Origin of the sequence: Streptomyces phytophilus (assembly GCF_013870535.1) — a bacterium.
Classification (GTDB): Bacteria; Actinomycetota; Actinomycetes; order Streptomycetales; family Streptomycetaceae; genus Streptomyces; species Streptomyces phytophilus.
Window position 1 is genome coordinate 1 of the sequence record NZ_JACBXC010000280.1, and the last position, 5947, is coordinate 5947.

At 74.8% G+C, this 5947-nt stretch carries 7 protein-coding genes; 5 read left to right on the top strand and 2 right to left on the bottom strand.

Annotated features, from left to right (window positions below; genetic code table 11):
• The 5 genes from H5J30_RS14795 to H5J30_RS14815 form a co-directional block, all read left to right on the top strand.
• On the top strand, positions 1 to 291 hold a 291-nt coding region (locus H5J30_RS14795), incomplete at its 5' end, for an MBL fold metallo-hydrolase (protein WP_181787901.1).
• Positions 292 to 301: 10 nt separating this feature from the next.
• The gene (locus H5J30_RS14800; protein WP_181787902.1) at positions 302 to 1126 is read left to right on the top strand and encodes a DUF3097 domain-containing protein; all 825 of its coding nucleotides are present in this window, start codon (positions 302 to 304) and stop codon (positions 1124 to 1126) included.
• Positions 1127 to 1269: 143 nt separating this feature from the next.
• On the top strand, positions 1270 to 2523 hold the full coding sequence (locus H5J30_RS14805; protein WP_309505533.1) for a helix-turn-helix domain-containing protein: 1254 nt from the start codon (positions 1270 to 1272) through the stop codon (positions 2521 to 2523).
• A gap of 96 nt (positions 2524 to 2619) precedes the next feature.
• Complete coding sequence (locus H5J30_RS14810; protein WP_181787903.1) at positions 2620 to 3039, top strand: recombinase family protein; 420 nt, start codon at positions 2620 to 2622, stop codon at positions 3037 to 3039.
• The gene (locus H5J30_RS14815) at positions 3036 to 3233 is read left to right on the top strand and encodes a hypothetical protein (protein ID WP_181787907.1); all 198 of its coding nucleotides are present in this window, start codon (positions 3036 to 3038) and stop codon (positions 3231 to 3233) included. Before H5J30_RS14810 ends, H5J30_RS14815 begins: the two co-directional genes overlap by 4 nt.
• Positions 3234 to 3606: 373 nt before the next feature.
• Here H5J30_RS14815 and hemW read toward each other — a convergent pair whose 3' ends face one another.
• Both hemW and H5J30_RS14825 read right to left on the bottom strand, forming a co-directional pair.
• Positions 3607 to 4833 (bottom strand): radical SAM family heme chaperone HemW, encoded by a 1227-nt coding sequence (gene hemW, locus H5J30_RS14820; RefSeq protein ID WP_181787904.1) that lies wholly within the window; start codon positions 4831 to 4833, stop codon positions 3607 to 3609.
• Between the two features lie 125 nt (positions 4834 to 4958).
• Positions 4959 to 5947: PP2C family protein-serine/threonine phosphatase (locus H5J30_RS14825; RefSeq protein ID WP_181787905.1), on the bottom strand; the 989-nt coding region annotated here is incomplete at its 5' end.

Sequence of the window (5947 nt, forward strand, 5' to 3'; positions counted from 1 at the left end):
GGGGGCGGCCGGGAGGTGCTGCTGGTCGAGCTGGGCGCGGCGCACTCGCCGCACGACATGGCGGTGTACGTCCCGGGCCGCCCGGCCGTCGTCTTCTGCGGCGACCTGGTCGAGGAGTCCGGCCCCCCGCAGGCGGGCCCGGACGCGGACCCCGCGCGGTGGCCGGCGGCGCTGGACCGCCTGCTGGAGCTGGGCGGGGAGGCGGCGGTGTACGTCCCGGGGCACGGGGCGGCGGTGGGGGCGGACTTCGTACGGACCCAACGGGACGAACTGGCGGGGCGCTTGTCGTAATCTCACTTCCGTGCGCCGCTACGACACCGACCTCACGCCGCCCTGGAAGAAGCCGCAGCAGCCCGCCCCCGAGGTACCGGCCGAGCCGGACCTCGTGGTCGAGGAGGTGGCGACGGGCTTCTGCGGCGCGGTCATCCGCACGGAGAAGACGGCCGAGGGCCCGACGGTGACCCTGGAGGACCGCTTCGGCAAGCACCGGGTGTTCCCGCTGACACCGCGCGGCTTCATGATCGACGGCAGGGTGGTCACCCTGGTACGCCCCGGCCGCCCCGCGCCCTCGGGCCCCCTCCTCTCCGCCTCCGGCTCCATCGCGGTCCGCGACCGCACCGCCCGCGTGGCCCGCGCCGGCCGCATCTACGTCGAGGGCCGCCACGACGCGGAGCTGGTGGAGCGCGTCTGGGGCCACGACCTGCGCGTCGAGGGCGTGGTGGTGGAGTACCTGGAGGGCGTGGACGACCTCCCCGCGGTGGTCGACTCCTTCGCCCCGGGCCCGGACGCACGCCTGGGCGTGCTGGTGGACCACCTGGTGCCCGGCACGAAGGAGTGGCGCATCGCGGAGTCGGTGACGAGCGCCCACGCGCTGGTGGTGGGTCACCCTTACGTGGACGTCTGGGAGGCCGTCAAGCCCTCGTCGGTGGGCATCGCGGCCTGGCCGAGGATCCCGCGGGGCGAGGACTGGAAGACGGGCGTCTGCCGCGAACTGGGCTGGCCCCCGGACACGGGCGCCGCCTGGCGTCGGATCCTGGACTCGGTACGGACGTACCGGGACCTGGAACCGGCACTGCTGGGCCGGGTGGAGGAACTGATCGACTTCGTCACGGCCCCGGAGCCCTGAAGGGCCCCGGGCCCCGGCGGGGCCAGCACCGGACGAGGTGTTCTCACGCTCTCCGCCGACCACACTGTTTGTGGCCGAGCCCACACGGAATGGGTCGGACCTCCTACCCTGGCTGTGGCGAGCCGCAGAGAAGAGGTAAGGCTGTGACGTCATCGGACGGTGCCACCGACCCGCTCACGGAACCACTCGCGTTCGGCCAGCGGATGCAGATCCTGCGCGAGCGCCGCGGCATCAGCCGCCCTGTCCTGGGCGGGCTGCTCGGCAAGTCATCGTCGTGGGTGAAGCAAGTGGAGACCGGAAAGCTCCAGTTGCCGAAGCTGCCCATGATCCTGCGGATCGCCGAGGTGCTGCGCGTACGCGATCTCGCCGACCTCACCGGCGACCAGTCCATGAGCGTCGAGATGTTCATCGGCCCAGGACACGCCAGGCTCCCCGCGGTCCGCGACGCCATCAACCGCTTCGCGCTGCCCGGCGACCGAGAGGCCCCCGGCCTCGGGCACCTGCGGGCCCGACTCGACCACGCGTGGAGCGCCCGTCACTCCGCCCCCAACCACCGGGACGTCATCGGCGCGCTGCTGCCCGACCTGATCCTGGACACGCACCTGGCCACCAGACAGGCCGGGACCGCCGCTCAGCGCCGCCGGGCGCAGTCGCTGCTCGCCGAGACGTACGCGCTGTCGCAGTTCTTCCTCGCCTACCAGCCCGACACCTCGCTCCTCTGGCGCGTCGCCGACCGCGGCATGGTCGCCGCCCAGGAGAGCGAGGACCCGCACGCCATCGGCACCGCCGCCTGGCTCCTCGCCCAGGCCCACCGCGACGCGGGCCCGCGGGACTTCGACGCCGCCGACGACGTCAACCGCGCGGCCATCGACCATCTCCGCCCGCTGCTGCCCGACGCCGACGACCGCGTGCTGGCCATCGCCGGTGCGCTCGACTTCGAGCTGGGCTACACCGCGGCCCGCCGGGGCACATCCGGGGTGGCATGGGCGCACTGGGACGACGCACGCGCCAAGGCCGGGCGGCTCCCGGCCGGTTACTACCACCCCGTCACCAGTTTCGGGGCGGCCATCATGGGCGCGCACGCGCTCACGGTGGCCGTGGAGCTGCACGCCGGAGGCGAGTCCGTACGGCAGGCCGCACGGGCCGACGCGGCCGTCATCCCCAGCCACCCGCGCCGGGCCCGGCACCGCATCGAGGAGGCCCGCGGCTACCAGCTCAACGGCCAGCCCGACGTCGCCCTGGCGACGCTGGAGAAGGCCAACGCCGCGGCGCCGGAGACGATCCGCTACAACGGGTACGCCCGCAGGATCATCCTCGAAGAGTCCGAGGCCAAGAGCCCGGGTCGCCGGCGGCGCGCAGCCGCACTCGCGACGAAGGTCGGCCTCCTGGCCGCGTAGCGAACGGGCATGCGAGGGGCAGGATTTCTGCCCCTGCCGCACTCCAGCCGCCCCTACCGTCGGTGACGAACTGATCACCGACGACAGGTGAGCGTGATGGAGACTCCCGACACCGACCCGCCCCGGCCCACGCTGGCGTTCATCTACGACCGGCACGCCACACTCACCACCACCGCCCTGGACGAGCGCATAGACCGCTGCCGCCGGTATGCCGTCGAGCGGGGCTGGGTGGTCGCCGGGGAGTGGGTGGACCATGGGGACCAGGCGCTGTGCGCCTGGCGGCGGGCGCGGTGGGGGATGCTCGCGTACGCCATGCGTCAGGCTGCCGCCCCGGCGGTGTGCCTGGTGGACACCTGGGACCGCATCAGCTGGGACCGCGCCGACAGCGCGATCCTGCGCCTCGCGGTCCACCGGGCGGGCGGTCACTGCGTCACCACCGCGGGAGAGAACGACCTCGAACTGGGCCGCGGGCGGATCACCGTCGCGGCCCCGCTGCCGCCGGGGAGGCGACCGTGACCGCTCCCCCGCGCCGTACGTCCATGGCCGACCCGGTCTACCTGCCCGACATGTTCCCGCCCGCGGACACCGCCCCGGCCCCCGGCTGCGGCCGGTGCGCCGAGTTGGCGGCGGACCGGGCCACGGCCCGCGCGGAAGGCGACCTGTCGGCCGTCAGCGACGCCAACGTCCTCATCCGGCGGCATCCCCACTGAACCCCGCCTCCCGGCCGCCGGGGCAGACCGCGGTCGAGAGGCGGCCCCCGGGCGGCCGGCGGTACTCACGACCGGCCCGGGGAGCGCGCGCCCTGCCTGCCGTTGGGCCCGGTGGGCGGGGCGCGTACGCGTACGGGATCGGCGGAGGAATCTGGTCGTAACTCGCGGTAACACCCCGTTCGAAATGGGGCAAATCACCCAACGCGGCCGAGTTTTGCGCAGCGACGTACACCTCCGGACGGCCGACCGACTCCGACCGGCCACTCCCCCGACCCCGGCCCGCCCCGCGCCCGCCAGCCGGCGATGTCACAGCAGCCGCCTACCCTTGGGCGGGTGTGAGGGGGATATGGGGCATCCGGGCATCCCGCCGCCCTCAGTCCACCAGGTCTCGGACCACCGCGTCCGCCAGCAGGCGGCCCCTCAGCGTCAGCACCAACCGCCCCGCCTCGTAAGGACCGCCCTCCAGGAGGCCGTCCCCTACCGCCCGCGACGCCGCCTCAGCCCCCGCCGGCCGCAGCAGCGACAGCGGGCAGCCCGCCGACAGCCTCAGCTCCAGCAGGATCCGCTCCACCCTGCGGTCCTCCTCCGTCAGCACCTCCCGGCCCGCCGCCGGCGACCGGCCCGCCGCCAGCGCCTCCGCGTACGGCGCCGGGTGCTTGACGTTCCACCACCGCACCCCGCCCACGTGGCTGTGCGCCCCCGGGCCCGCGCCCCACCAGTCCGCGCCCGTCCAGTACAGCTCGTTGTGCCGGCACCGTGCCCCCGCGTCTCCCCCGGCAGCCGCCCAGTTCGACACCTCGTACCACTCCATCCCCGCCGCCGACAGCGCCTCCTCGGCGATCAGGTACCTGTCCGCGTGCACGTCGTCGTCCGTCGGCGGCACCTCCCCCCGCCGGATCCGCCGCGCCAGTTGCGTGCCCTCCTCCACGATCAGCGCGTACGCCGATACATGGTCGGGCCCCGCCCCCAGGGCCGCCACCAGCGACGCCCGCCAGTCGTCGTCCGTCTCCCCCGGCGTGCCGTAGATCAGGTCCAGGTTCACGTGCGCGAACCCCGCCGCCTGCGCCTCCGACACGCACGCCTCCGGGCGGCCCGGCGTGTGCGTACGGTCCAGCACCCGCAGCACGTGCTCCCGCGCGCTCTGCATCCCGAACGAGATCCGGTTGAACCCGGCCTCCCGCAGCTCCGCCAGATACGCCGGATCCACCGACTCCGGATTGGCCTCCGTCGTCACCTCCGCGTCCGCCGCGAGGCCGAACTCCGAGCGGATCGCCCCCAGCATCCGCCCCAGGTCCGCCGCCGGCAGCAGCGTGGGCGTACCGCCGCCGAAGAACACCGTCTCCACCTCGCGCGGGTCGTCGCCGAGCACCTTGCGGGCGAGGCGGACCTCCTCGGCGAAGGTGGCCGCGTAGTCGTCGCGGGAGGTGCCGCGCAGTTCTGCCGCGGTGTAGGTGTTGAAGTCGCAGTACCCGCAGCGGGTGGCGCAGTACGGGACGTGGGCGTAGAAGCCGAGGGGGCGGTCGGCCGCCCCGGCCAGCGCCTCGGCGGGCAGGGTCCCGTCCTCGGGCGCGGGCTCGCCATCGGGCAGTACGGAGGGCATACGCCCCATTGTCCCCCGCCCGGCGGAAAGCCCCTACTCCCCCGGGCCCCGGCCCTCGGCCCTCACCCTCGGCTCAGCCCCGGGCTCGGCTCCCGTCCCCGTCCCCGTCCCGGCCAAGCCCCGCCTCAGTACCCGCCCCGCTCCGTCCCCCGCGCCTGGAGCACCATCATCGCCAGGTCGTCCCGCGGCGGCACCGGCGCGAAGTCGTGCACCGCCGTCCTGATCCGCTCCGCCACCGCCGCCGCGCCCAGCCCCGTGCAGCACGACAGGGCCTCCGCCAGCCCGTCCTCGTCGTCGAACAGCCGGTCGCCGTACCGCCGTTCCGTCACCCCGTCCGTCACGCACAGCAGCGTGTCGCCGGGTTCCAGGTCGAACGACTGGCTGTAGTACTCCGCGTCGTCCAGCACCCCCAGCAGCAACTGCGCGTCCGCCGCCGCCCGCACCCCGCCGTCGCTGCGCAGCAGCAGCGGCAGCGGGTGGCCGGCGCTGGCCACGGTGCACCGGACGCCGCCGCGGTCGTGCTCGTACGGCACGAGTTCCCCGTACAGCAGCGACAGGAACCGCGCCTGCTCGGGCGGCAGCCCGAACGCCGTGGCCGCCTCCACCGCCTCGAAGGCGTGCTCCACGAGCGTGCGGTTCAGGCCCGCCAGGACGTCGGCGACGCCGTAGCCCTCGCGCGCCAGCAGCCGCAGCACCGGACGTGCCATGCCGGTGACGACCGCCGCCTCGGGGCCCTGGCCGCAGACGTCGCCGAGCGCGAAGCACCAGCGGTCGCTGCCGCTGGGGAAGAGGTCGTAGAAGTCGCCGCCCGCGGCGGCGCCCTCGGCCGGTTCGTAGACGACGGCCGTGTCCATGGCCGGCATCTCCGCAATGCCGCTGGGCAGCAGGCCCCGCTGGAGGACCTCGCTGATGGTCACCTGGCGCGTGTACTGGCGGGCGGCGGAGACGGCGTGCGCCACGCGGCGGGCGAAGTCCGTGACGACGGCGACGACGTCGCCGCCGATCCGGGCGACGCCGGCGCGGCCGAAGAGCAGCGTGCCGACGCGGCGGCCGCCGGCGACCAGCGGGCAGGCCAGCGCGGGGCCGCCGAGGCCGTAGCCGGTGTCCCCCGGGC